Origin of the sequence: Comamonas aquatilis (assembly GCF_965139575.1) — a bacterium.
In the GTDB taxonomy this organism is placed as follows: domain Bacteria; phylum Pseudomonadota; class Gammaproteobacteria; order Burkholderiales; family Burkholderiaceae_C; genus Comamonas; species Comamonas aquatilis.
On sequence record NZ_CBCSIW010000013.1, the window covers coordinates 92,453 to 118,637 of the forward strand.

Genomic DNA, 26,185 nt, shown 5'->3' on the forward strand with positions numbered 1-26,185 from the left:
AGTTGCCATCTTTTTTCTTTAAAAATTCAAGCCAGACCGAAGGCCGAGCGCAGCGCTGCCGCCATGTGGGCATGGGCCTGGCGGGCCTCGGCTATCACCCGCCCCATTTTGACAAACTCATGCGTCACACCCTTGTAGATTTCAAGCTCCACGGGCACGCCGGCCATTCGCAGCTTGTCCGCATATTCCACCCCTTCGTCCACCAGCGGGTCGCACTCTGCCAAACCTATCCAGGCGGGAGCCACATTGTCCACATCGGCGGCCAGCAAAGGGGCAAAGCGCCAGTCCTCGCGATCTGCAGGATTGGTAATGTATTGGGCGAAAAACCAGGTAATGGCCGGCTCATCGAGCACCAGGCCATGGGCGTAACGACGATGGGACTCCGTATCCTGATGAGCCGTGGTGCCCGGATAGATCAGCAGCTGCAAAGCCAATGCCAGCCCGATATTGCGCGCCTCTATGGCACACACAGCAGCCAGCGTGCCACCTGCGCTATCGCCCCCCACAGCAATGCGCCGGATGTCCACACCCCATTCGCCACCATGCGCGGCCACCCATTGCAGTGCATCCCAGGCATCGTTATGGGCGATAGGAAACTGGAATTCGGGTGCCAGGCGGTAATCGAGAGAAATCACCATGCAGCCCGCCAGATGCGCCAGCTGGCGGCATAGCTGATCGTGAGTGGCCACACTACCCACCGTAAAGCCGCCGCCATGCAGATAAAGCAGCGCCGGCAAACCTGCTGCCGGTGTTTCCTCCCTGCCAAGCGATGCATACAGCCGTGCGGGCAACTGCGCGCCATCGCGCGCCGGAATCTGCAAATCCTCCACGCGGGCCAAGGCCTGTTTGGGAATTTCCAGCACGCCGGCGCCTGCCTCATAAGCGGCCTTCGCTGCCGCAGCCCCCAGTTGATGCATGGGGGTACGCGCCGCCCTTTCCATGCGCCTGAGCACATCACGCATGGAAGGGGTGAGCTGTTCATGGCCGCTAGGACCTGCCGGAATGGACACGTTCAAAACCTCTAGGCAAAAAATCTCAAGCACGCATTGTGCCGCCATGAACAGCTACTTCCACAGCTCGGTCTGCCCAGAACGCCCACATCCCTCATTCCGTATAAGCAAGTTATCAGCACAAGCCTATGCCTTCATGCATCAGCCTCGGTATCGCCTGCAGCGAACCGTCATCGCAAAATTTGAAGCCGAACTCAGACACCTACACTTGACGCATGAATGCTGGTCAGTGCTTTGCCCAAACCTGCACCGTCGAACGCCTGCTCCAGATCCGCCATCAAATCCCGCGGATCTTCCAGACCGATGTGCAGCCGCACCACCGGGCCTCGCTGGCTCCAGTCGGTCACGCTACGCGCCTGCGTCATCTGCGCGGAAGTCACCAGGCTTTCATAGCCTCCCCAGGATGCCCCCAGGCCAAACAGCTTGAGGCCGTCTATAAAGCTATCCACCACACTGGTAGGAGTACCAGGCGGCAACTCAAAGGAGAGCAGGCCATTGGTGCCCGCGCAATCACGCTGCCACAGAGCATATCCCTGATGGCTGGGCAGAGCCGGGCAAAACACCGTTTGCACTGCTGGCTGCTGCTCCAGCCAATGGATCACGGCCAGAGCATGCTCCTCATGCATGCGCAGCCGCGCCGACAAGGTACGCAGGCCGCGCAACACCAGCCAGGCATCGTCGGGACTGACCGTCATGCCGAAAGCGTCGCAGTGATCGGCCAATGGCTTCCAGGCAGCTTGCGTGGTGGCGACCGTACCCATCATGACGTCCGAATGTCCGGACAGATATTTGGTCGCCGCCATGATGGAGATATCCGCGCCCAGCGCCAGCGGCCGGTACTGCACGCCCGAACCCCAGGTGTTGTCGACAGCAACCAAAGCTCCGTGTGCATGGGCCATGGCAGCAAGCGCCGGTAGATCGCACATCTCGTAGACCAGCGAGCCCGGGCACTCGGCATACAGCATGCGGGTGTTAGGCCGCATCTTGGCCTGAGCATCGTTGCCATCTGCCGCAAAGAAGCTGTATTCAATACCGTAGGGCTGCAGAAACTGCTGGACCAGATGCCGCACCGGCTGATAGGCACTATCGGTGATGAGCACATGATCGCCTGGCTTCAGATAACTGAGCAAGACCATGCCTGCGGCGGCCAGCCCGGTGGGCAAGAGCCGCGTGCGGTAGGCACCTTCCAGTTCGCTGACTGCATCTTCCAGCGCAAAGCTGGTCGGCGTCCCGCGCGCGCCGTAACTGAAGATGCGCTCCTGCCCACGCCTGGCACGCATCTCGCGCTGCTGGGCACTGCTTTCAAACACCACGGTACTGGCCCGCACAATGGGTGGGTTGACGGCACTGCCACCCACATAGGCGGGAGAGGTGCCCATGTGAGACAGGCGCGTGCGCAGGCCGGGGGTCGACGCTTGTGGATCTTTGTTCGTCATGATGATGCCCCGAGATTCGGGTCAGTCCAGTTTGGCGCCGGACAGTTTGACCACATGGCTCCAGCGCTTGATGTCACTGCTCAGTTGAGCAGCAAAGGCCTCAGGGGTGCTCGCGACCACTTCGCTGCCGCCATCGGTGACCAGCTTGCTGACCTCGGGCTTTCGCAGCGTTTTGACAATCGCTTCGTTCAGATAGGCTACGCGCTCGGGCGGAGTTCCCGCAGGGGCAAAAAAGCCATACCAGTCTTCAAAAGTGGTGTTTTTATAGCCCAGCTCTTCCAACGTAGGCACCTTGCCGAAAACACCTACCCGACGTGGACTGGTCACGGCCAGGGCGCGCATCTGGCCGCCTTGAATCATGCCGGCAACTGATGAGGTCGAAGTGATCAGTACATCGACCTGATGGCCTAGCAAGTCATTGATGGCCGGGCCGGCCCCCTTGTAAGGCACATGGGTCATGGTCACGCTGCTTTCCTTGGCCAACACCACGCCGACCAAGTGCGACAGGGTGCCATTGCCGGGCGTGGCATAGGTGACCCTGCCCGGTTCAGCCTTGGACTTGGCCGCCAGATCGGCAAAGCTTTTGAGCGTTGATCCTGCGGCAACCACGATTGCAAGAGGTGCCGCATTGACCTGAGCGACAGGAATGAAGTTTTTCAGCGGATCAAAGCCTGGCGCGCTGTACAGCGTGGGATTGACGGCCATCAGAGAGACTTGCCCGGTCAACAAGGTGTATCCATCGGACTTGGCCTCGGTCACGGCCTTGGCACCGATGTTGCCACCCGCCCCTCCCTTGTTCTCCACCACAGCCGGTTGTCCAGTGACCTCCGGCAGACGTGTGGTGACCCAGCGCGTGGTGGCGTCGTTACCACCACCCGGGGGGAAAGGCGAGACAAAGCGGATAGGCTGGCTGGGAAAGCCATTGCGCTGCGGCAAGGTTTGCGCATATCCCTGCGCAACCAACACGACACCCATGAGAACGGCAGTCAGAGAACGAGTAGCAAGCATGGTTTTCTCCCGGAAGATGTGAAGCGGATTGCGCACTCAGATGGCGCTTGAATGGGTAGATTCAGCAGTCGGCAGCTGAAATGCCGCCAGCTCCTGCGCATCGAGCTGCTGCACCAACCCGGTTTCCCAAGCTAGGTACTGGCGGGCGGCATCCTTGTTGCCGTCATGGCGGTCATGCACAAAGAACAGGTAGTCAATGCAATCGCGATCGGCAGGGATGTCGGCACTGCCCATTACCGGCAAACCGGCTTGCTCCCATGCAGCCATACCTCCTTGCAGCAGGGCTGCCGGCTGCGGCAGATCCAGCGATGCCCATTGCGCCAAAGCTGGATCGTCGGCCACCAGCACAATGGCGCGTTTTTCATTTCGCAAGTTCTGGGCCAGGTGTGGGCGAATCGACCAGACCGCTCCGGGAATATGGGCAGCGCGGTACTTCATGCTGGCCCGTAGATCAACCAGCATCACCTCGTCGCGCTCAAGACGCGCCTGCAGCTCGGCAACCGTTACCAAGGGCAGTTGCGGCCTGCTTAGTTCCGAGGGTACCGCCAGCTTCAGGCCGCTGTGCACGCCATCAATCAGCACATAGGCATCCTGCCCCATCTGGCGCAGCCAGCTGGCGATCACGGCAGCGCGCACGCCATCGCTATCGAAAAGCACCAGCCGTGCACCACGCACGCCGACAAATTGATCACCAGCCTGCACCAATTGGCCACCAGGTGTGTGCTGGGCACCAGGCAGGCTGCCGGCCTCGAATTCCTCAGGCGTGCGCACATCGCAGAGAAACAGGCTGCGTTCGCTGTCCGCAGCCCATTGACTGACCGTCTGGACATTGACCAAAGGTACACCGAAACGCTGCGCCAGCTGCTGCGCCTGAGACTTCAGTGCGCTACTGCCTGAATCATCGGCATAGCGCTTGCTACCGCCATGCTCCAGCGTCAGATCGGCCAAAAACCAGCCCTGGGTGCCGTTTTCCAGAGCGTAGACGGGGTTGGCGATCCCCAGATTGATCAGCGTCTGCGCTCCCAGAATGGAGCGCGTGCGACCTGCACAGTTGATGACGATGGGCGTGCTGTCATCGGGCACCAGCGAACGGATGCGGTAGGCCAACTCGCCATTGGGGCAGCATAAGGCTCCAGGCAGGTTCATCTTGTGGAACTCGGACACCGGGCGACCATCAAGCACCACCAGGGGCTCGCCCGACGCCTGCTTGGCCGCCAGCTGCTGGGCCGTGATGCGCGGCGTGGCATAAGCATGCTCCACCAACTCTCCAAAGGTTTTGGAAGGTAGATTCACTCCTGCGAACAGCACATAGCCTGCGGCCTTCCAGGCCTTGGCACCGCCTTCCAGCACATGGACATCGGTGTAGCCCAAAGCCTGCAAGCGTTGCGCCGCCCGCAAAGCCACGTTTTCCGTATCGGCTTCGCCGCTGTCATACACCACCACACGCACCTGTTTGCTCGGTACCAGGCGTGGTACATCGATTTCAAGGCGGCTATAGGGCAGGGGTGTGCCGTAGAACAGATGCGCCTCGCCGTACTGGCCATGCTCGCGCACATCAAGCACGGCGATTTCCTGGCCATCATGTAGCCATGACTTGAGTTTGGAAGCGGTAACAAATTGGGTCATAACAGGTGATTTGGCAAATTTCAGGCAAAGCTGTGCCCGCGCACATCAAATTGCGCCGCAAAGCAAAGAGGAATCAGGCTTGGCTGATCAGCAGCGTGTCAGCGCCGTGTCTGCACGCCAATCGACATGGTTTGACATGTCCCGGCCTGCAGGTCGTAGCCGGTTCGGCCGTTCAGCGTCTCCAGGGCCTTGCCATACATGTGCAGATGACGGATCACCTGCTCACCCTGAATTTCCACGGAGTGGATGTCCTCCGGCATCAAGGCAATGCCCGTACCTGGCTTCACGACGACCAGATCTACCTCCCTGAGCGTGCCCTTGCCAGGCACCGAACCATCGTCGGTTCGCTCGTAAACCCGGTTGTGCTCCGTGCCTTGCACGGCTGCAATGCAGGCCCAGGTCGTGTGGTTGTGCGGCACGATGCGCTTGCCGGGGCGCATGACGTTCAGATACAGCGCATAGCTCTGATCCTCATCCTCGGCAATCAGGTAGCGCGCCTGATGCTCATCACCCTCGGGTGGCGGAAAGTCCTCGGCTCCCCATAGCTGGCTTTGCTCGGCCAAACCTATTAGCTGAGCCAGAACTTTGTCTAGACTCTGGCGTGTTTCAGGGTCACTACCAATGGCGCTCTTCATTGCCGAAATTGCTGTCTGTACAGTGCTATAACGTTGTTCTGTCATCGTGGTCAAAGCTGGCTCCTTGGTTGAATCACAACCAATGTAGCCAGCGACTTTAATGCGAACAATCCCATAAAATCAACCATATACTTAAGACAAACTTATATATGGACACACTGGATCTAGACCAGTTGCGCACACTTGCGACCATTGCTCGCCAGCAAAGCTTTGCCGCTGCCGCCGTGCAGCTGGGCTGCACGCAATCGGCAATCACCCAGCAGATGCAAAAGCTGGAGGAAAGAGTTGGCCACACGCTTTTTGAAAAGCAGGGTCGCCAGAAGCGCTTGACCGAGCATGGCCAGCGCCTACTCGGTTATGCCCAGCGCATGCTGGCTATTCACGATGAAGCACTCAGCAACCTTAGACATCAGCATCTGGAAGGCCTGGTACGCATTGGCGCACCCCACGATGTATCAGACACCATGCTGCCGCCGGTGCTCAAAGAGATGGCACTGAAATTTCCCGGCATGCAGATCGACATTCATATGGGACGCAGCCCGTTTTTGATGGAGTCGCTAAAGCAGGGTGAACTGGACATGGTGATCTCCAACCGCGACGACACCACGTTCGAGAGCTTTGCTCTGCGCTCGAGCCCTACGGTCTGGCTGTGCGGCGCTAACTATGTGCATGACCCGAGCAAGCCTTTGCCCCTGGTGCTGGCGAGTGGGCCCAGTATTTTTCGCCGCCTCGCCTGTGATGCACTAGATGCCGCCGACATCCGCTGGACTCCACGCCATACCTGCACCAGCCTGGTCGGCATACGTGCAGCACTGCGCGCCGACCTGGGAATCACGGCGCGCGGCGTAGAGCAGCTGGACCCTGGTCTGCGGGTGCTGGGCAGTGGCGACGGCATGCCCCCCCTGCCCGATTTGGTCTACAAGCTCTATATACGCAGCCATGTGGTCAACCCGATCACACGCCAAGTGTTCGAAAACCTCAAAGCGCGCATGCGACTGGCAGGCGCTTGAGGCACCACAAGGCCCTCTTGCACCAAACTAAAGCAAGGTACTCCCGCACAGTTCGTTGAGGCGCCTACTACCGGCGAACTTCACCGGCAATCAATTCATCCCAAAAAATTAGACTTGCCAGCTCAACACTGGCAGGTCTATTGGGAGCTGCTCAGTCTTTCACTCCCACTCACTGCTCCACACCTCATATCACCACACTTGCCTCAGGTTAGCTTATATCGACCCTAGTACCACCCGAGCCGTCAGCAGCGTGCGACCAGGTCGGGAGTCAATGGCAAGTTCACCCCCTACCCGGGCAATGCGCACTGACATGGAGCTCATCCCTATGCCCAAGCCCGAGGCTTTGACAGCGGTCACATCAAAGCCCACGCCGTCGTCTTCAATCTCCAGCACCAGTTCGTTGGAGTCAGCCTGAACAAAAGACAGACGTACATGCTGTGCCTGGCTGTGCTTGATAACATTGGTCAAAGCCTCTTCAATCAGCCGAGTTAGCGCCAAGTACTGCAAGGCATTGGGAGCTGTGTGCCAACTGTGTGCGAAGTGCCAGTCGACAGTGATGTCCAGCGCATCGAACAGGTTGTTGAACCTGTGGCGCAGCGGGGCCAGCCATTCTTGAGGTGATGCCGGTACATGCACCTGGGTTGAGGAATGGCTATCGATGGTCTGACGCAAATCATTGCGGATGAGCTTGAGCATGGACAACACCCGAGCTTGTGTAGGCGTGTCCTTGCTCTGCTCCACCGAGGTAATCATGTGCACCAGCGCGCCGCCCAGTCCGTCATGCAGATCATGGGTCAGGCGCAGGCGCTCTTGCAGGAGTGCATTGGAGAGTTTCTGCGCCTCCAGCTCGGCATGCAATTGCTCGGCCTTCTTCTGTTCGGTGATATCAAAGGTAAAACCGATCAGCGCCGAAGTTTGCCCCTGCTCATCGCAGAGCACATGCACGACCTCCTTCACCCAGACAAAGCCGTTGTCCTTGGTCAGCGCTCGGTACTCGGCCTCATGATCCACCCCGGCCAGAGATAGCTCCACGCAGCGAGTGACGGTTTGCTCACGTTCATCGGGATGAATACGGTTAATCCAATCGTCCACCGTTTGCCAACTTTCCACGTTCCAGCCCAGCAGATCCTCAATCTGCGGACCGACATAGACGTACTTTTTACTTGCCCAATCAATCTTGAACGGGATCGCCAGGGTGGACTCCAGCAGTGTCTGGTAGAGGCCATTGTCGGTATCTGGCTCCAGCGTGCGCAAGCGGGGACGTGTATCAAGCATAGGGCGTGTAACTCAGGTCAGGAGAGGATGGTTCGAAGGCAGATCATTCCAGAACCAGTGAAAATAAGCACCCTTTGTCTGCAACAATGTCTGGGTTTTTACGCTGGCTTGCCCGATACCCTGCCAGCAAGCCAGGGCCGAATTGCGGTTGCCGTGCAAGTCTAGGCAAGGCTGACACTTCAGCTTGGGTCTGGGCGGAACGTACAAAGCTTTGCCACGGGGCACCCAGAGGTCTGCCAGACAGATCTTTTGCAGCCCTGGCCAATAGCGTCCTACTGAAATTACCAGCGGAAGCTGTGGGTCCACAGAGGCAAAGACATGCGGAAAATTGTGGTGTTCCAGATCGGTGCAGACCACACCTAGCAAGCGGTAGCCCGTTCCTTGATAAGGCGACATATGCCCGGCATACATACCGTACTCATAGTCAATCTGCTCTAGCTCAGATTCCGGACTGCTCATGCGAACGCCCTGGTTCTCTTCAACCAGTGTCATTCCGAACGCAGCCGCAATCTCACGCGTAGCGTACAAGGGTTCGTACTCGATCCGATCAGCAAGAAACTCCAGCTGCGTCTGATCGCCATACTGGGGACTGGGCTGGGTCGTGGTCGCCGCAGTGACCCGGTACTCCCTGCCGATGGCGACATGAGGATCGCTGCTGGCGGGCTCAAGCAACCGAACGCCAGTTGGAGGCTCTTTGAAATATTGCGGACGCCCGCCGATATTGCAGAAAAACGGTGTCCGCAAAAGATTCACGGCAATCGTCTCGCCCTCTTTGATGAAAAGAAGTGGATCAAAATATTCTTGTGCCATCAATGTAAACCTGACAAAGCCTCATCTAATTGTGAAATGACTGGCCAGGACAAGCGCCCTCCCAACCGCCAGTGCCGAAATGGTGCTGTCACCCCTGGCCCACTATCCAGATAAAAACTGCAAAGCCGTCACTCAATGAACAAGCATACGCACCCGTTGCATATGCCTGCTCCATAGTGCTTGTAAGAAGAAATCCGCTCAAGGACCTGACTCAGCAAAGGTGATGGTCGAGTGCTACCCATAAGCTCTTTCGTATCGCCTGGCCGCACCGCTACCGTATGAGAGCAGACTGTCTTTCAATAGCAAATATGAGATCCAGCTGCTCTCACAGGTGTACTGGTGGCCGGCGCTTTTCAATGAAGCTGCCAATCACTTTAGCAAGACGTTTCTCTTCAAATTCTCTGAAGGCAATGCTTTCCTCCTCGCCATTGGATTGCTAAAACAGTTCCTGCTGAGAGGAGGTCAGAGTGGTGAAATCTTCCCCCAAGGGCAGAAGGATCGAGTCGGCAATAGGTTTAATCTGTTTTGTCAGGTAGTGCTCGTAGTCGATGCGTGAGCGGCGGATTTCCAGCGGCTCCGGTCCATTGTGGGTCATGACGTACTGGATCCAACCGCCATTCTGGTACTGCATGGGCCGTTCCATGCGTACGTTGTATTCATCGGCAATGCGGGCCGCACGCACCTGCGGCGGTACGTTCGCCACGTAAGCATCCAGGCGGTGGCGCAGGCGCTTGCGGTAGATAAGCAGATCATCCTTCTTGCCTGCCAGTGTTGCGTGCGCGTACTCCATCACGAACTCCCGATAAGGAGCGCCTTGGAAGATGCGCGAGAGCAAGCCCTCCTGGAACTGCCGTGCCAGGGGCGTCCAGTCGCTGCGTGCCATCTCCAGGCCACGATAGACCATGGCCTCTTTGCCCGCCGCGTCGATGCTCAGGCCGGCATATCGCTTCTTGCTGCCGACGTCCGAGCCTCGGATGGTGGGCATGAAGAACTTCTTGTAATGCGTGTCGAACTCGATTTCGAGAAAACTTTCCAGGTCCTGTTCTTCCCTCAGGGTTTGCGTCCACCAAGCGTTGATATCCCTGGCCAGCTCTGCAGCCACAGCATGTGCCTCTGCGTTGGTGTGAGTACGTTTGAGCCAGATGAAAATGGAGTCTGTATCCCCGTAGATGGCTTCGTACCCACGCTTCTCCACGAAGTCCCGGGTGACCTTTACCATCTCATGACCACGCAAGGTGATGGCTGAAATCAAATCCGGATTGAAGAACCTGCACTCGGATGCGCCCAGTACCCCGGCAAACGAATTCATCACTAGTTTGAGAGCCTGTGACAGTGGCTCGTTCCGCACTCGCTTGGCCTCATCACGGGCACGCCAAAGAGTGGTCACGATTTCTGGCAGGCAATGTTTCTCACGCGAAAAGAGTGTGGCCCTTGGACCCTTGATAAGTCGCTCAGGATCGCTGGCATGTTCGCCCTCGGCCAACCCCACGGGATCCACAAGAAAGGTGCGGATGATCGAGGGATAGAGGCTCTTGTAGTCCAGGACAACCACGGAGTCGTAGAAGCCAGGCTTGGAGTCCATCACGTAGCCGCCAGGGGATGATTTCCCTTGAACATCGCCGACGTTGGGTGCCACATAGCCCAGACGGTGCATGCGCGGCAGATAGTGGTGGCTGAACGCAGCGATAGAGCCCCCGAAGTGGTCGATCTGCAGGCCCGTCGTATGGGCGCGCTCCATCGCAAACTGCAGCAGTTTCGCTTTCTCGAAAATGCGCAGAACCAGCTCGCAGTCCCGGATGTTGTAGACGGCGAGTGCGGGCTTGTCTTCTTGGTAGCGCCGCTCGATCTCCGCCATCTTGTCGTAATCATCCCCGATGTACTTGCCTTCGCCAAGGAGCTCTTGAGAGACGTTTTCGAGGCTGAATGAGGGGAAGCTCCAGACAGCCGCCCTGAGCGCTTCAATGCCATCGATGACCACCCGGCCGGCCATGGGAGCAAATAGATAACCTTGCTTGCCAGGATGGGTTCGCCATGCGATGGGCTTGCGCTCCCGCCCCAGAAGCAAAGGAGTCGCGCAGTCATCTGCTGTTTTTTGCAGCACGCGCAGGTCGAACTGAATGACGCTCCAGCCAATGATTACGTCCGGATCATTGCGGGCAAACCACTCGTTGAGCTTGCCAATCATGGACTTGCGGGTCGGGCAATAAATCAGCGCGAAATCCGGCGGCGGCACCGGCGTGGAAGAAGGTTCTCCGAGCATGAACACCACGCGCTCCACCATACCGTCCAACGCTATGGAATAGAGGTCTTGGTGCTGGCTTGTCTCGATATCCAATGACACCACCTTCAGAGCAGGCCTGAAATCGGGCGCAGGCAGGAGCTTGCAGTCCACAAGCGTTGAGTTTTCGATCCGCCCGCCTTCCAGCCTCACGCCTGCTGTGATGAAGCGCTCCATCAAGTAGCGCTCGTGCGGGCGAACATCAGCCTCCAGAAGCGATATGCCGAGCGGTTGCAGGGAGCGAGCAAGTCGCCCTAACTGGCGAAAATGCTTGGCGTAGACCCCAAAAACGGGCTCTTGCTGAAAGTTCCTCAGCTCCAGTTCACGCAGCTGCACATCTGACATGCCCACAAGCGTAGCTTGCACCGCTGCCTTGTGCCGGATCTCGACGAAAGCCACTGAAGTCTGGGCAGTCAGAAGTACCTTCAGAGGCCCGGAATCCGTCGCCAACCAATACTCGATCTCGGTACCAGCCGGCGTGTCTCGCCAATTGCGGGTAAGGATGAATCCTTGGCGTTTGTTGGATGGCACGAAAGTTGGGAAAGAAAAAGCAAAGCGAAAGTTTGACAGACTTGAGTCTCAATTCTTGACCATGAAAGCCGCGGACATGCAGAGCAAGCTGGAAGAATAATGTGCTTGTGCGATACCTCGCGGTTGAAATGACACTCTGCAGCCGGCAACGCCCTTCCCAATGGCGCTATTTCAGTGACTGCAACGTAGGCGAGACTGCGATTTCAAGATCACGCCGCTAGGGAGAGGGGGCACTGCAAAGCCTGCTTTAGGCTGAAAACCATCATCAAGTTCTGGCTGATCGATGTCCATGCCACTGCGCCCTCGCGCCGCCAAGCTTACACATACACAACGGGCTCATCCGGGCCCATTTGGACTGCCCCACTGCAGTAGATAAATCCCAGCCTCGCGCCCGGGCGCGCTCAAACGTCCCGGAACTGAAACAGCCCAGATGACTGGGGCGGCATGTTTCATCGCTAACAACCAGGCGTAGCTCTCGTGAAAAATGTCCGCAGCCGCTTCACCGTCACGCACTTTGCGTAGGCAAAAGTCCAGCAGCTCTCGGTCATGGTGGATGAACACGAAGTTTCGATGACAAACCTGGGCTCTCTAGCTAAGCCTCGAATTCGAGTCAAAATCGAGAATGAATCTCATTACAAACAGTTTGACATCAAAGCTTGCATCCATCTCTGATGCGGCATGAATGCAGACCAAATCTAGTCAAACAATATAATACGAATTACTCTCATTCTCCTTTAAAGAAATGCAAACTCTTCAGAGTAGAAGCGAGCGATGGCTATACACGACTTCTGAGCGGCAGCACAACCATGAAAGCATGCACCTGAAAATGGACACACTCACCAGCTATCGAGGCCCCCGCATGCTGATCGCGCTGCGAATCGGCGCCGCCATTTTTGCGGGCTACGGTTTCACCTGGGGTTTTATCGCTCTGACAACCGCAGTGTTGTTTGCGCTGGGCATGGCATTTCATGATGCCGAGCATCTGAGCGCCATTCTTGGGCTTCTGATTTATCTGTGCGCATTTTTGTGGGCCTTCGCGGTCCGCAGTCTTGGCCGTGTGTGGGCTGTTCTGGTGGGCAGTGGCGCAGTGATGGGCATTGCCGCTTCGCTACTGCAGCACAACTTAATCTGAGGAAAGAGACGATACCCATGTTCCAGAATTTCCGTCTCTCCATGGCATGGCTACACACCTGGTTCGGACTTGCGCTTGGCTTTGTGTTGATGGCCTGCTTCTTCTTTGGATCGCTGTCGGTGTTTGACCGCGAGATTGATCGCTGGGCGATTCCATCATCGCGCTTTGAACCGCAACCCATGCCCTCGTTCGAGAAGGTGTTACGCCCCGCTTTCGAGCAGATGCAACCAAGCAAGGCAAGCCTTGATTTCATGCGGGATCGCATCAACGGCCCTATGCCGGAGCGGTTTGACACGGTGAAAAGTTGGGCCGCTTACACTACACACCGCGACCCGGTGCTCAGTCTTTTTTCAGGCTACGAAGTGCCCAACGCCAAAGACCCGGAAGAAGGCGTCTGGGGCAATCGCACCATCGATCCGCGCAGCGGCGTTGCGCTGCCAGATGATCAGCTCAAAATCGGCAGCCGCTTTTTCTATCCATTGCACTACAGCCTGAACTTGCAATGGAAAAGCATCGGCTACTGGATCGTCGGATTTGCTGCGCTGGTAATGCTCGCTGCCTTGGTCAGCGGCGTTGTCATGCATCGCAAAATCTTTCGCGAATTCTTTACCTTTCGCCCGAAAAAATCCACGCAACGCAGCACGCTTGATCTGCACAACATGACCGGCGTGCTCGCCCTTCCCTTTCACTTTTTCTTCGCATTCACGGGCTTGGTGATTTTTGCTGGCATCTACTTTCCAGTCACACATACGCAACTCGAACCACTGCATGAACTGCACGAAAAAATCGAGGCACAAGAGACCGGCCTACCGCATGATCGCGCAAGCGTTGCCGCTCCGCTGGCGTCGGTCGATGACATGATGAACGAAGCGCGCCGCCGTTGGGCCGACAAAGGCATGGCAGGTGAAGTGGGCCTTCTCTCACTCAACCATGTTGGCGATGCCAATGGCTACGTCAGCGTCTTCCGCGCAGGCACCGATCGCATCGCGCTGGTGGGCGACGGCATCCACTTCAAGGCCAGCACGGGGGAGGTGCTACGCGAAGACCCGCCACGCACCGCCGTGGACAGCATCAACACGTTTTTGACAGGTCTGCACCTGCAGCATTTCCGCCACTGGTTGCTACGCTGGATGTATGTACTGGGCGGGCTAATGGGCTGTGTGTGCATCGCCACCGGCTTTATTTTCTTTGTGGAGAAGCGCAAGAAGCAGCATGCCAGAACAGGGAATCAAGGTGCTCGGATTGTGGATGCGCTGGCTGTCACCACAGTCACCGGCATGGTGATTGCAACCCTTGTCATCTTAATCGCCAACCGCTTGCTGCCGCAAATGCTACCTACAAGCTGGCCCGCTCGCGGCGACCTGGAACAATACCTGTTCTGGGCGGGATGGAGTCTAGCAATGGCTCACGCGTTTATGCGCAGCGCACCCGTTGCCAAAGGGCTGACGAATCCCGCATGGCGCGAGCAATGCTTGGCGATTGTGATTCTAGCGGTACTGACAGTGCTGCTGAACTGGTTCACCACGGGTGATCATCTCATCAAAACCGTTTGGACCGACACCTACTGGCCCGTTGCTGGCGTGGATCTATTCCTGCTCTCGGGCGCCTGGTTGGCGTGGGTATCCGCGCGCAAATTGAACCAGCGCACCGCAGCGGCGGGTTCCGCCTCCCACATCAGGACCAGCCATGCGTGAAGCCATTTGTCTCGCAGGGGCGCTGATCACTAGCTTGATCGGCATGGGCTGGCTTTCTCTGGCCATGGACACGCACTGGCAGCAGGTGCGAAGCGATCCGATCTCGCATCCAACCACCGTGCGTCTGCGCATTCTCGGAGCGCTGCTGCTCGCAATCAGTCTGGGCTTATGCCTTGCAGCGGATCACGCATCGATGGCCATGCTGGTTTGGGTAATGGCACTGGCCGCCTCAGCGCTCTCCATCGCGTTCACACTCACATGGCGACCAAAGTGGCTTAGCGTTTTGACGCGAGGTATCCAGCCCTGCTCGCACCACAAATGATATTGAATATCATTTGCATCGTATACTTTCCCCCAAAGTGGTGACCGGTCGGACTGGCCGGAATACGCTACGAAGACGCTGACATCCATCCCTGATCTTCTTGTGCTGGCACACTATTACCGAGAGTTGTTGAGGTTCCTGCAAGGAACTGTCAGAGACCGCGATACGGCAGCAGACCTGGCGCAGGAAAGCTATGCCCGAGTGTTGGCTGTGCAGCAGTCTGGCGAAGTCATCACCGAGCCGCGTGCGCTACTGTACCGAACCGCTCGCAACCTGGTGATTGATCAATACCGCCGCAGCGAAGTGCGCGGCGCTTACGCAGCGGCGGAAGGCGATTCTTCCATCGACGCAGTCGATCTGGCTACTGGCCCTGAAGCCCTCGAACCAGAGGTGGCCGCGATGTCGTCTCAAACGGTAGATGCGCTGTTGACTGCTATCGGCGAGTTACCTCTGCGCTGCCGCGAGGCGTTCATCTTGCACAAGTTCGATGGGTTATCTCAGTCCGAAGTGGCCCGGCAGATGGGTATTTCCGTGACCATGGTGGAACGCCATATCAAACTGGGAATGCAGGCTTGTCGAGTCTGTCAGGAACAAATGCTGGGCGGCGTAGACGCCTCCCCTCCTGAAGTTCAGTCCAGGAGCAGCAAATGAGAATTTGCGCTTTCTTTTCTTTTCCGGCATTGGGTTTTGGCAGACTCGTGCGTCTACCTTCATATCGCCTCTGGCTTTTCGCATGACTGATCGCACCATTGCCCAATCGCCAAACATCGACCCTGATGTCGAGGCCCTGGAGTGGTTTGCGCGCTACAGCGATGCACCCGATGCGGCCTATTCAAACGCGGCCTTTCGCAGTTGGCTGGCTGGGCACCCGGATCGTGAAACCGCATTCAACCGCTGGCAGGTCGATTGGCGGCAATTGGATGCTCTACCGCAATCGGGCGTTGAGCGCTTGCGCCTCCAACTGAAGAAGGACCAGGCAGAATCATCAAAAATGAGCCGCGCCTCGGAGCATCAACCATCGCGGTGGTCTGCGCTGATTCCGCAAGCGGCACTGTCAGCCGTGGTGATGGCGCTTGTGGTCGGCAGTGGCTATATGGCCTGGGACCATTGGCAACAGCAACCCGTGTTTGCGCACATGTACCAAACAGAGCGCGGGCAGCAACTGAGCGTGCAGTTGCCGGATGGCAGTCGCCTGAGGCTAGATACCGCGACACGCGTCGAAGTCAGTTTGTACCGCCAACGCCGCGAGGTGAAGTTGCCGCAAGGACAGGCCATGTTCGAGGTGCAAAAAGATGCTGCCCGACCATTCGACGTCGTGGCCGGCAACACCAAGGTGACGGTGGTCGGCACGCGCTTCTCTGTGCGCAACACCGCAGGGAGCCCCGTGCAAGTTGCCGTAGAGGAAGGCAAGGTGCGTGTGAGCCCGCTTCAATCTGCTGGCGGCAACGCGCCCGAGCCTGCTGCCGTGCTGCTGACGGCTGGCCAGCAGGTGGTTGCTGGTGCCGATGGACATGTAGGCCCCGTGGGCGCGATTGCGGCTGCCGGCATTGCCTCCTGGCGCGACGGCCGGATCACCCTGGAGAACGTGCCGCTCTCCGAGGCTTTGGCAGAGTTCGAACGCTACGCGCCTACGCACATGGTGGTGCGCGATGCGTCGGTAGGTGCACTGCGCCTGTCGGGCACCTTCGATCCGCAAAGATTGGCCCATTTCCGCTACGCCCTGCCCAAGGTGCTTCCCGTTCGTTTGAAGGAAAGCGGGGATCTCACGGAAATCGTGGCTCGCCACTGAAGCGAACCTTGGGCGCCGCGCGACATGGTTGCGGAATGGGCCCTCGCGATACATTTTCAAAAAAATGCTGCGTGCAGGTTGGGGTTTTTCATTGTCATGCGTCTTCCTGAGAACGATTCTTGTTTCGAATCTTTTGGAGAATGTTTGCATGTCCCGTTTTCGATTCCATCTTGCGCCGCTGGCAGCAGCTGTTACTGTGCTTTTGGCGACCTCAGGTGCTCAGGCGCAATCGGTCAGCGCGCCCGCCGCGCTGACCGCGCCAGTTGAAATCCAGATCACCGCGCAACCGCTGTCGCAAGCTCTGGTGGTTCTCGCCCGCCAGGCGCACCTGGAATTGATGGTGCAGCCAGCCCTGGTCGAAGGCCGAAGCGCGCCCGCAGTTCAAGGTCGCTTCACTGTGCGGGAAGCGCTGAATCGCTTGCTCGCAGGTACTGGCCTGCATGCCGAAGTGGAGGGAAGGTCTGTAGTTGTGCAACGCCTGTCGCAAAGCTCGGAGACTGCCACCATGCCGATGGTGACCGTTTCGGCCCTAGAAGAGCGTGGCTCCACCACCGAAGGCACAGACTCTTTCGCCACGCGTGCCGTGAGCATCAACAAGGGCGATCAGGCACTCAAAGACATCCCGCAATCCATCAGCGTGATCACGCGCAAGCAGCTCGACGAACAAGGCATCACGGACCTCAAACAGGCCGCCAACATAGCCACCGGCACCGTCGGCGTAACAGGTGTCGGACAGGGTATGGTTTTAGCCGCACGCGGCTTTCAGATCGACAACTGGCAATACGACGGCGTCGCGATTCCCCGCAACATGTACTCGCTCGGCAACTGGGCGGCAGAAGGCATGGCCTTTTATGACCGACTGGAAGTCCTGCGAGGCGCATCGGGCCTGTTGCAAGGCACTGGCAGCCCCGGCGGCGCTGTCAACCTTGTTCGCAAGCGCGGCCAAAACGAGAAGACCGTGACACTGACCACGCGTGCTGGTTCATGGGATCGCTACGGCGTTCAACTGGATGCCGGAGGCCCGCTCAATGCGGAAGGTACGCTGCGCGGTCGAGTCGTCGTGGACGAGGCCCGCAGCCGTTCCTTTGTCGACTATGTGAACGAGCGCGCTCGATCACTGTATGCCGCGCTGGACTATGACATCAGCCCGGATACGACAGTAGGCATAGCAGTGAGTCAGCTGGACAGCAAAGGGCGGCCCTTCATCTACGGCGTGCCTCTGCGTGCTGACGGCAGCGATGTGGGACTGCCCCGCTCCACATTCACGGGTGCCTTGTGGAACCGCGACAACCTCAAGCAGACCACGGTTTACGCCGATCTGAATCACCGCTTCAATGCGGACTGGAAGCTCAAGGTTTCGGCCTTGCACATGAGCGAGACGAACAACTCCACGCACCAACGCATGCACGGCGCCGTGGCTGCGGACGGAAGCGGAATGACCTACGCTGACTGGATCACCCACTTTGACTCCGACAAGGTCGGGCTCGATGCGTTTGTGAATGGCCGCTTCGATGCCATGGGGCTGCGCCATGAAGTCACGCTGGGTGCGGATTACTCCAAGTACAAATCGGACGACATGTACGCCAGCAACTTCACGTCGGGCGGCAACCTCTTCGACATCAATCACAACCGCCCCAAGCCAACCGTGGACAGTCTGCTGGCGGCCGGCGGCCGTAAAGCCTATTCTTCCTACGACGTGCAGCAAAAGGGCGTCTATGCCAGTTGGCGTGCTCAACTCACCGAGCCGCTGACTGCCATCGTGGGTGCCCGCGCCAGCTGGTATGACCTGCTCTACAAAGGGTCGCTGTTCGACACTCGCGAAGTCATGCGCGCATCGGGCGAAATCATCCCGTACGCCGGTTTGGTCTACGCGCTGACTCCCCAGTGGTCGGCCTACGGCAGCTACACCAGCGTGTTCGAACCCCAATCGGCACGCACGGCTGCAGGCAAGGTGCTTGATCCCATCATCGGATCGAACTACGAGCTGGGCATCAAAGGCGAGTTGATGGACAAGCGCGTCAACACCTCGCTCGCTGTATTCCGCTACGACCACAAGAACCGCGGCGTCAACGATATCGCATCCGGTTATGCCTGCGACGGCTGGTTCTGCTCCACTGCGTCCGGCAAGGTTCGTAGCCAAGGCCTTGAAGCCGAGGTGAGCGGTGAAGTGCTGCGCAATCTGCAATTGGTGGCGGGCTACACCTTCAATACCACCAAATTCTTGCGCGACCCCGATAACCAGGGCAAAGTCTTCAGCACTTGGACCCCCAAGCACATGCTGCGCGTCTGGGCGTCTTATCGCCTGCCTGGCGACTGGAGCCGCCTCACCACAAGCGCCGGCTTCGCCACGCAAAGCCATACGCTCGGCTATGACCGCTCATTCGACATTCCCGGCTTCACAACCTGGAACATGCGAATCGCGTATCAAGTCACGCCCGAGGTCAACGTAGCGATGAACCTGAACAACATCTTTGATAAACGCTACATAGTTCCCGGCTACACCGGGTACACAGGCGCCAACTACGGCGATCCGCGCAACATCATGCTCACCTTGAAATACACCCCTCGCCTTTAACGACTCACGAGGTACCAGGGCCAAGGAATTGAGCAACTTCTGCGGCCATTTTTCAACGACGCTTCAATTAACGCTCCCGCATCAGTGTCTTCTGGCTGTCCATGTAGAAGATTCGAGTCCGATACTTCATCAGCAACACTCCGTCTGCTACGCAGCTTTTCGTGCGCTGCATGGACCGCTTGAACCCGCTTAGCGGCCTCGCGCTTGACCGCAAAAACTCACCCAGGGATCCGCATCTCAGGCGGTACGGGCTGAGCCAGCGGCTTGACTCGGCAAGGGCGTGGAAGCGAGCAGGTTTTGCTTGGACCGTTCCGGATGCATGAGCAGTACGCACACAGCGCCACCGATCAACAGCAATACGCCGCTGAGCGCGAAGCCGTGGCGGTAAGCCGTGGCGGCGGCAGCCCCGCCGTCTTGCAGCAGCTTGCCCATGACCACGGGTGCCAGCAGCCCGGCGATCGAACCGAAGACGGCATTCTCGACAGCGAGCATGGCACCACGCTGCGCTGGCGGTGTGACCTCGCTGATCGTCGTCTGGGCAAAAGTGAAGGTGGCCACCGCCAGGCCGATGGCGAGCGCAATCACAACGACTTCCGCGAGGGTGCCGTAACTGACCAGCTGGAGCGATCCGAACAAGGCGCCAGCCACCAGCAGGGCACCACAGGCCACCAGCACGCGTCCTTGGCGCGATGATGCGCCTTGCGTCAGACGCCGCTGCGACAAGCCGGAGACGGCAAAGCTCACCGGAACACCCAGCACCACGATCAGCGCAAAGATGCCGCCGGCCTGCTTGGCCTCGAAGCCAAGGCCCGTGCGCAGGTAGGCGGGCAACCAGGTGAGTGCCAGAGCCACCACCCAATACGCCACGAAATGCATGATGAAGACGCCGATGACGGTCGGATCCGTCAGCAGTCGAGCATAGGGAACCCGTCCCGTCTCGCCCGCGGAAGCATTCGTCTTCTTGTCGTCTTCCAAGGTGCCCTCGGCCCCGAAAACCAGCCAGACTGCGGCCCAGACGAAGCCGATCGCAGCCAATACCCAGAAATTGGCGCGCCAGCCCCAATGCGCGGTCACCAGGGGGATCAGCAGCCCTGCGGCGACGACGCCCAAGGTGGACCCGGCGTTGATCAACGCACCCGGCATATTGCGCTTGTCATTGGGGAACCACTTGAAGGCAGCGTGCAGTGCCACCGGCGCGGACGGCCCCTCGCCAAAGCCCAGCAGCACACGGCAGACGATCAGCATCGTGATCGACGACGACACGGCAATCGGAATCTGGACCAACGACCAAAGCACCGCCATGCCGAACAGGATCCATCGGCTCTGCACCCGATTGGCAAGCAGCCCACCGAGCAGACCGCCCACCGAGAAGAGCCAGAAGACGCTGCCTGCCACAACGCCGAACTGAACCGGCGTCAGGTTCAGCTCGGCCATCATCGGGATCGCCACCAGGCCGACCACGACCTTGTCGATGAAGTTGACGGTCTGCAATCCGCACAGCATCGCTGCGATGCCCCAGGCTTTGCCTGGTTGATATTGGCTGCTCATTTGCTTGTCTCCAAGTTGCCGGTATTACGTCAACCGGTCTGTACTGTTGGAAATGGGACGATCAATCAGGCGCGGAGTTCGCGCCGCAGCACCTTGCCCACCGTCGACTTGGGCAGCGCATCCAGGAAGGCGATCTGCTTGGGCCGCTTGTACGCAGTGAGCTGCTCGCGGCAATGCTCGGCAATCTGCTCCTCGCTCAGGCCCGGGTCGCGCTTGACGATGAACACCTTCACGGCTTCACCGCTTCGCTCGTCGGGCACGCCGACGGCCGCAACTTCGAGGACGCCCGGCAAGGCGGAGACTACCTCTTCGATCTCGTTGGGAAAGACATTGAATCCGCTCACCAGGATCATGTCCTTCTTGCGATCAACGATCTTCACGAAACCCTTCTCATCCATCACACCCACGTCGCCGGTCTTGAAGTAGCCGTCAACGGTCATGACCTTGGCCGTCTCGTCCGGCCTTTGCCAGTAGCCAGTCATGACCTGAGGGCCGCGGATGCAGATCTCGCCCTGGTCACCCACGGGCACGTCCGCGTTCTGGTCATCGCGGATGGCGATTTCGGTATCCGGCACCGGCAGGCCGATGGTGCCTGTCCAGTCCTGCGCCGAGACCAGGTTGCAGGTGGCGACAGGCGACGTTTCCGACAGCCCGTAGCCCTCGATGATGGGCAAGCCCGTGACGCTGCTCCAGCGCTGAGACACCGCTTGATGAACGGCCGCGCCGCCGCCGATGGTCAGGCGCAAATCGGACACATCGAGTTGCTTGAAGTCCGGATGGGCCATCAAGCCGGTGAACAAGGTGTTGACCCCCGGCAGGATGTGCACCGGCGTGCCCTTGAGCGCCTGGATGGCGCCGGCAAGGTCGCGCGGATTGGCGATCAGGCACAGCTGCAAGCCGCTGCGCAAGCCATACATCAGGCAGAAGGTCAGCGCGAAGATGTGATACATCGGCAGCATCACGACCATGTTCAGCCCGGCGCTCTTCGCCAGGGTTCCCAGCGCAGGCCCCATCCAGGCCTCGACCTGCGAGATGTTCGCCAGCAGGTTGCGATGCGTCAGCGTCGCGCCCTTGCTCACGCCGGTGGTGCCGCCGGTGTACTGGAGGAAGGCGATGTCGTCCGGGCCCAGCGTCACGTCACGGCCGGTCAAGGTCGCGCCTTGTGCAAGAGCCGCTTCGAAATCCGTGGTCCCCGGCTTGTCGGCCAGGGGCACCGCGCCGCGAACCACCACGACATTCTTCATCGGCCTGTCGGCGAGGACGGCTTCAAGCGTCGAGACGAAAGCGTCGAAGACCAGGATGGTCTGCGCACCGCTGTCGGCCAGCTGGTGAGCCAGTTCGCGCGGCGTGTACATCGGATTGACGGTGACGACGGTCCCACCGGCACGCAGCACACCGAGCACACCAACGACAAACGCGAGCGTGTTGGGCAGCATCAGCGCCACCCGGTCGCCCTTGGCTACGCCTTGCTGCTGCAGCCACGCGGCGAAGCTGGCGGCCAGGGTGTCCAGCTCCCGGTAGCTATAGCGTTTGCCGGCCGCGGCGACGGCGGTGCGCTCGCCGTGGCAAGCCAGCGCGTCGGCCAACAGCTGCTTGAGCGACGGGGCTGGAAGCAGATCGATCGAGTGCGGGATATCGCCTGGGTATTGCGCCAGCCAGGCCTTTTCGGGCGCCACGGCTTCAGCTCTCATAGCCCATCACCGATTTGTATTCGAGGAAGTCGGCCAGGCCGTACTCGCCGTATTCGCGGCCGTTGCCGGACTTCTTCACGCCGCCGAAGGGCGCGGCGAAATCGGGCATGGCGCCGTTGAGGTGCACCGTGCCGGTCTGCATGCGGGAAGCCACGCGACGCGCACGCGCGATGTCCTTGGACGACACATAGCCGGCCAGCCCGTACTCGCTGTCGTTGGCAATAGTGAGGGCCTCCTCTTCGCTGTCATAGGGAATCATGACCAGCACCGGGCCGAAGATCTCTTCGCGGGCGATGGTCATCTCGTTCGTCACGTCGGCAAAGACGGTCGGGCGGACGAAAAAGCCGCGTGTCAGGCCTTCCGGGCGGCCCGGGCCGCCGGCCACCACACGGGCGCCCTCGGCGATGCCTTGCTCGATCATGCGCTGCACCTTGCCGAACTGCGCCGCGCTGGAAAGCGGCCCGAGCTTGGTCTCTTCGAGCTTTGGATCGCCCACGCTCAAGGCCGCCACGGTGCCCTGCGCAATCTCGATGGCTGCGGCGTATTGCGATCGCGCCACCAGCATGCGTGTCGGCGCCGTACAGGTCTGCCCGGAGTTCAGCATGCAGCTGACGACACCGCCCGAAACGGCCGCGACCAGATCCGCGTCATCCAGGATGATGTTGGCCGATTTGCCGCCCAGCTCCTGCGTCACGCGCTTGACGGTCGGCGCGGCATTGATCGCCACTTGCACTCCGGCGCGGGTGGAACCCGTGATGGACACCATGTCCACATCGGGGTGCGAGGACAGCGCCGCGCCGACCACCGGGCCTTCGCCGAACACCATATTGAACACGCCGGCCGGAGCGCCCGCCTCGTGCATCACCTCGGCAAAGAGCTTGGCATCCAGGGGGGCGAGTTCGGAGGGCTTCAGCACCAGCGTGCAGCCGGCCGCCAAGGCGGGCGCCACCTTGGCCGTGATCTGGTTGATGGGCCAGTTCCAGGGCGTGATGAGCGCGACCACGCCCACGGGCTCACGTGCCACGAGGGTCGAGCCCCGCACTTCTTCGAACTTGAATTCCTTCAGGGCCTGCAGCACCGACTGCAATTGCCCCAGCCCGATGGGCGCCTGGTACTGGCGCGCCAGCCACGCCGGAGCGCCCATCTCGGTGGTGATCGCGAGAATCATCTCCTCGAGCCGGTCCATGAATCCTGCGATGACTTTTTCGAGCAGCGCCATGCGCTCTTCTCGCGTGCTTTGCGACCAGGCCGGAAAGGCTTGGCGCGCTGCGGCCACGGCAGCATCGACATCCTTCGATCCGCCCATGGCCAGCCGACCGATGACCTCTTCTGTCGCCGGATTGACGATGGCAAAGCTTTGGGCACCCGCTGCAGGCTCGACCCACTGGCCGCCGATGTAGAACTGGGATACGTCTTGCATGTCTTGTCTCTTTGGTGATGGTTGGGAGGGCGGGTCAGAAAGTGCGGTCACCGATTACGGTGGCGCGCAGCATGCGGCGCACGGCAGGGAAGTAGTCCTGGATCGCGTAGTGCTGGGTCGAGCGGTTGTCCCACATCACGATGGTGTTGGGCTTCCAGCGCACCCGCATCTGGTACTCGGGGATCTGGGCCTGGCGCAGCAGGTACTGCAGCAAGTCCATCTCGGCCAGGCGGAAGTCGAAACCGACTCGAATCTCGCCGTTCTCCATGAAGTTGGCGAAGTGTGTCGTGAAGGACTCGTTGACGTAGAGGATCTTTTCGCCGCTCTCGGGGTGCGTCCGCACCACGGGATGTTCCACCATCGGGTATTGGCGCCGCGTGGCCTCGCGCTTTTCCGCAGTCATGCGGCCGCCGAAGGCTGGCATCAGGTCGTGGACAGCTCGCAGCCCTGCGAGGCGAGACTTGATGCTCTCCGGCAGGCGCTCATAGGCGGCGACCATATTGATCCACAGCGTGTCGCCGCCGTGCGCGGGGCATTCGATGCAGCGCAGGATGGAGGCCATCGACGGCTCTTCGCGCCAGGAATAGTCGCTGTGATAGATGTTTTCCTGCGCCGGCTTGCTGGCGTCGCCGCCCAGGACGACAAGTTCCGGATGCTCCGGGTGCTTGGGGAAGACTGGATGCGTCTCCAGAACGCCGAAGCGGCGCGCAAAGGCCACCTGTGCCGCTGGCGTGATGTCCTGCTCGCGAAAGACCAGCACCTTGTGCTTCACCAGTGTGGCTCGCAGTTGTTTGAATGTCTCTTCGTCGAGTTCGACGCCCAAGTCGATGTTTCCGATCTCGGCTCCGATGATCGGGGTGATGGGGTCGATGGTGAAGCTGCTGCGCAGCGCCGTCTGCGGCGCAGAGGTCGCGCCCGCCTTCTTCTTTGTAAGCGTTGCTGTTGGCATCTTTGTCTCCTGAATTGGCCCGACTTCGTATGGGCCGGTGCAAGCATCACCGTCCTGGTTGGCGCGGTGTGAGGCAAATTCTCAGCAGTACGCTTTGATGCGTCCAATGTATTATTGGTATTGTTTTAATGCATGCTGGGTATCATGATTGACCTTCGCCAAATGCGACATGTGCTTGCACTGGCCGAGCACCGTAACTTCGCCCGGGCAGCCGAAGCACTGCATATCACCCAGCCTGCGCTCACTCGAAGCATCCAGGGTGTAGAGGCCTCTCTGGGCGCCCTTCTTTTCGACCGTGGGCGCCGTGACGTGGCGCCCACGGCCATCGGAGAACTGGTGCTTGCGCACGCCGGCGGCCTTGAATTGGCGGCACGGGACCTGGAGCGCGACGTGCAACTGGCACTCGGCATGGAGGTGGGGCAACTGCGCATCGGAGCCGGCTCGTTTGCCGGCACAACCCTGATTGGTAATGCACTGGCCAAGCTGACGCTTGCCCATCCCCGCTTGCGCACTCACGTCATCCAGGCCCCCTGGCTCGAACTGCCCGAACGCCTGCGGCAGCGTGACATTGAGTTGATGGTCGGCGACATGAGCGAAGTAGAGGCCATCGATGAGTTCGAAGTCCGGTTGCTCAAGCCTCAGCCGTACATGCCGGTGGCCCGTGCGGGGCACCCGCTCGCGCACCGAGCCAGCCTGGTCACGTCGGACGTGCTCGACTATCCGCTGATCGGTCCCGGGTTGACCAAGGCGATGGAGACTGCCATCGTGCGCAACCTCAAGCTGAGTGATTCGCGAGCAGGTCGCGAGAAGCCGCTGCTGACAGTTGTCTGCGACAGCCTCCCGGTGCTGAGGACACTGCTGCTCAAAACGGATGCCGTCGCAGTGCTCAGTCCTTTCATGGTGGCCGATGACCTGGCGGCACGATTGCTGGTGGCGATGAAGTCCCTGACGATGGACGCGCAGTCCCGCTACGGCATCGCGCACTTGAAGGGACGCACACTTTCTGCGCCCGCGCGCGCGTTCCGTGATTTTTTGCTGAGTGAGCAGCCATCGAACGTTGCGACAGCCAAGCAGTGAGCGCGTTGATCACGCGCGTCTCCTTGGTCACATCATCGGACTCTCGTCAGACCTACGTGGCCCGGGGCAAGCCAATCGAAAGCTTGCATTGAGCGGCCATCTCCTTCCTTACGAGCAACCGTAGACTTGTCAGCATCCCACCGGGCGATCGCATACCTCTTGAGGTATTGCTCCAAGGGGTTTGTGCATGGAATCCGTGGCGACGGACGGCCTGCTGATGGCACGCTCGATCAAGCACGCGGCTGTGAATCGACCAGTGTTTTGTAGATAGTCCAAAGCCTCCTATTTCCGTTCCAATAGGAGTCCTTATGAGCAGTCAACGTTACCCTGAAGAATTCAGGATTGAAGCGGCCAAGCAAATCCTGGAAC

At 59.4% G+C, this 26,185-nt stretch carries 20 protein-coding genes; 8 read left to right on the forward strand and 12 right to left on the reverse strand.

All coding sequences use genetic code 11. The annotated features are described in order from the left end of the window. Positions 1-26: 26 nt before the first annotated feature. The 5 genes from ACNAZA_RS15275 to ACNAZA_RS15295 form a co-directional block, all read right to left on the reverse strand. Positions 27-962: an alpha/beta hydrolase gene (locus ACNAZA_RS15275; protein ID WP_415797410.1), complete on the reverse strand. Its 936-nt coding sequence runs from the start codon at positions 960-962 to the stop codon at positions 27-29. Positions 963-1,204: 242 nt separating this feature from the next. Next, positions 1,205-2,446 (reverse strand): cystathionine beta-lyase, encoded by a 1,242-nt coding sequence (metC, locus tag ACNAZA_RS15280; RefSeq protein ID WP_415797384.1) that lies wholly within the window; start codon positions 2,444-2,446, stop codon positions 1,205-1,207. A 21-nt stretch (positions 2,447-2,467) separates the two neighbouring features. After that, the gene (locus tag ACNAZA_RS15285; protein WP_240467089.1) at positions 2,468-3,421 is read right to left on the reverse strand and encodes a Bug family tripartite tricarboxylate transporter substrate binding protein; all 954 of its coding nucleotides are present in this window, start codon (positions 3,419-3,421) and stop codon (positions 2,468-2,470) included. Positions 3,422-3,490: 69 nt separating this feature from the next. After that, entirely contained in the window at positions 3,491-5,080 is a 1,590-nt protein-coding gene (locus ACNAZA_RS15290; protein WP_415797385.1) for a rhodanese-like domain-containing protein, read from the reverse strand. A 98-nt stretch (positions 5,081-5,178) separates the two neighbouring features. Then, entirely contained in the window at positions 5,179-5,769 is a 591-nt protein-coding gene (locus ACNAZA_RS15295; protein ID WP_415797387.1) for a cysteine dioxygenase family protein, read from the reverse strand. Between the two features lie 95 nt (positions 5,770-5,864). Between ACNAZA_RS15295 and ACNAZA_RS15300 the strand changes: the two genes are divergently transcribed. Beyond that, the gene (locus tag ACNAZA_RS15300; RefSeq protein ID WP_415797388.1) at positions 5,865-6,725 is read left to right on the forward strand and encodes a LysR substrate-binding domain-containing protein; all 861 of its coding nucleotides are present in this window, start codon (positions 5,865-5,867) and stop codon (positions 6,723-6,725) included. A gap of 213 nt (positions 6,726-6,938) precedes the next feature. Here ACNAZA_RS15300 and ACNAZA_RS15305 read toward each other — a convergent pair whose 3' ends face one another. The 3 genes from ACNAZA_RS15305 to ACNAZA_RS15315 all read right to left on the reverse strand — a co-directional run bounded on the left by ACNAZA_RS15305 (position 6,939) and on the right by ACNAZA_RS15315 (position 11,619). Further along, complete coding sequence (locus tag ACNAZA_RS15305) at positions 6,939-8,000, reverse strand: sensor histidine kinase (protein ID WP_415797389.1); 1,062 nt, start codon at positions 7,998-8,000, stop codon at positions 6,939-6,941. A 12-nt stretch (positions 8,001-8,012) separates the two neighbouring features. Then, positions 8,013-8,810 (reverse strand): hypothetical protein, encoded by a 798-nt coding sequence (locus ACNAZA_RS15310; RefSeq protein WP_415797390.1) that lies wholly within the window; start codon positions 8,808-8,810, stop codon positions 8,013-8,015. Positions 8,811-9,246: 436 nt separating this feature from the next. Then, a complete protein-coding gene (locus ACNAZA_RS15315) occupies positions 9,247-11,619 on the reverse strand; it encodes a DNA polymerase II (RefSeq protein WP_415797392.1) in 2,373 nt (790 codons plus the stop codon). An 814-nt stretch (positions 11,620-12,433) separates the two neighbouring features. Here ACNAZA_RS15315 and ACNAZA_RS15320 point away from each other — a divergent pair. From ACNAZA_RS15320 to ACNAZA_RS15345, 6 genes are all read left to right on the forward strand, one after another. Continuing rightward, the gene (locus ACNAZA_RS15320; RefSeq protein ID WP_415797393.1) at positions 12,434-12,751 is read left to right on the forward strand and encodes an iron uptake protein; all 318 of its coding nucleotides are present in this window, start codon (positions 12,434-12,436) and stop codon (positions 12,749-12,751) included. 17 nt (positions 12,752-12,768) lie between these two features. Next, positions 12,769-14,445 (forward strand): PepSY-associated TM helix domain-containing protein, encoded by a 1,677-nt coding sequence (locus tag ACNAZA_RS15325; protein WP_415797394.1) that lies wholly within the window; start codon positions 12,769-12,771, stop codon positions 14,443-14,445. Beyond that, positions 14,438-14,767, forward strand: a complete 330-nt coding sequence (locus ACNAZA_RS15330; RefSeq protein ID WP_415797395.1) for a DUF3325 domain-containing protein — start codon at positions 14,438-14,440, stop codon at positions 14,765-14,767. The genes ACNAZA_RS15325 and ACNAZA_RS15330 overlap by 8 nt, the downstream gene beginning before the upstream one ends. Positions 14,768-14,869: 102 nt before the next feature. Then, on the forward strand, positions 14,870-15,418 hold the full coding sequence (locus tag ACNAZA_RS15335) for a sigma-70 family RNA polymerase sigma factor (protein ID WP_415797396.1): 549 nt from the start codon (positions 14,870-14,872) through the stop codon (positions 15,416-15,418). Between the two features lie 82 nt (positions 15,419-15,500). Further along, positions 15,501-16,556, forward strand: coding sequence for a FecR family protein (locus ACNAZA_RS15340; RefSeq protein WP_415797397.1), 1,056 nt, complete (start codon positions 15,501-15,503; stop codon positions 16,554-16,556). 148 nt (positions 16,557-16,704) lie between these two features. Continuing rightward, positions 16,705-19,131 carry a TonB-dependent siderophore receptor gene (locus ACNAZA_RS15345; protein WP_415797398.1) on the forward strand — a complete coding sequence of 809 codons (2,427 nt, stop codon included), beginning with the start codon at positions 16,705-16,707 and terminating at the stop codon, positions 19,129-19,131. Between the two features lie 237 nt (positions 19,132-19,368). Here the strand turns inward: ACNAZA_RS15345 and ACNAZA_RS15350 are convergent, their stop codons facing one another. From ACNAZA_RS15350 to ACNAZA_RS15365, 4 genes are all read right to left on the reverse strand, one after another. Then, a complete protein-coding gene (locus ACNAZA_RS15350) occupies positions 19,369-20,679 on the reverse strand; it encodes an MFS transporter (RefSeq protein WP_415797399.1) in 1,311 nt (436 codons plus the stop codon). A 65-nt stretch (positions 20,680-20,744) separates the two neighbouring features. Next, complete coding sequence (locus ACNAZA_RS15355) at positions 20,745-22,370, reverse strand: AMP-binding protein (RefSeq protein ID WP_415797401.1); 1,626 nt, start codon at positions 22,368-22,370, stop codon at positions 20,745-20,747. After that, entirely contained in the window at positions 22,360-23,790 is a 1,431-nt protein-coding gene (locus tag ACNAZA_RS15360; RefSeq protein WP_415797402.1) for an aldehyde dehydrogenase family protein, read from the reverse strand. Before ACNAZA_RS15360 ends, ACNAZA_RS15355 begins: the two co-directional genes overlap by 11 nt. A gap of 34 nt (positions 23,791-23,824) precedes the next feature. Then, complete coding sequence (locus tag ACNAZA_RS15365; RefSeq protein WP_415797404.1) at positions 23,825-24,739, reverse strand: TauD/TfdA dioxygenase family protein; 915 nt, start codon at positions 24,737-24,739, stop codon at positions 23,825-23,827. 144 nt (positions 24,740-24,883) lie between these two features. Here ACNAZA_RS15365 and ACNAZA_RS15370 point away from each other — a divergent pair, with 144 nt between their 5' ends. Next, positions 24,884-25,816 carry a LysR family transcriptional regulator gene (locus ACNAZA_RS15370; protein WP_415797405.1) on the forward strand — a complete coding sequence of 311 codons (933 nt, stop codon included), beginning with the start codon at positions 24,884-24,886 and terminating at the stop codon, positions 25,814-25,816. Positions 25,817-26,185 lie beyond the last annotated feature (369 nt).